Here is a 656-nt window from a genome sequence, read left to right on the forward strand (position 1 = left end):
GATCCAGTGGCATGGGTAGCGGATGGCCGTACCAGGCCAGCCAACCAAAACACAGGGTGGTGGTAATCAGAATGACCCAGGTAGACCAGACCTCCAGCAACACCGCCCCCAGAATCACCTGCAACAGATACAGGAACACGAACGGATTGGAGGCACCGCCACTGAGCGCCAACAGCATGGTGAGTGTGGCCACATCGATCAGCAGGGACAGGAACAGCTCGGTATTACCAATCGGCTTCGGCAGTCTCAGGCGCAGCACGCTGACTGCGTTGAGCAACAGCAGGCCAAACAACACCACCAGCATTTGTGACACAGGCAGCTTGATACCAAAACCGTAGTTGACCACCAGAATGGTGGCGAACTGGCCGAACATGGCAATCCAGCGCAGCTGAATCAGTAGCTGCAGGTTCTTGCGGCCAGTCAGGTCATCGCTGCTGCGGCGCAGCGCAGAAAACAGCGACCCAGACAAGGAGCCCTTGGAGGGTGAGGACGACGACATGGTTTCCATAACCCCAGTTTAGTGTAGGTCGCCACTAATAATGCAACTTATGACGGCGCCTTTTTCCGCCACTCAGTGTTGCTTTTCTTTGACGTAGACCCACTATGCCTGCAGAAAAGCGCCTTGATTGGTGAAAAAATGCACTCGACATAAGTCA

The 656-nt window shown here is 54.9% G+C and carries 1 pseudogene; it reads right to left on the reverse strand.

The annotated features are described in order from the left end of the window. Positions 1 to 499: pseudogene (locus A3730_RS03815) on the reverse strand (sensor histidine kinase); the annotation flags it as partial. Between the last annotated feature and the right edge of the window lie 157 nt (positions 500 to 656).

Source organism: Alcanivorax sp. HI0044 (assembly GCF_001634945.1).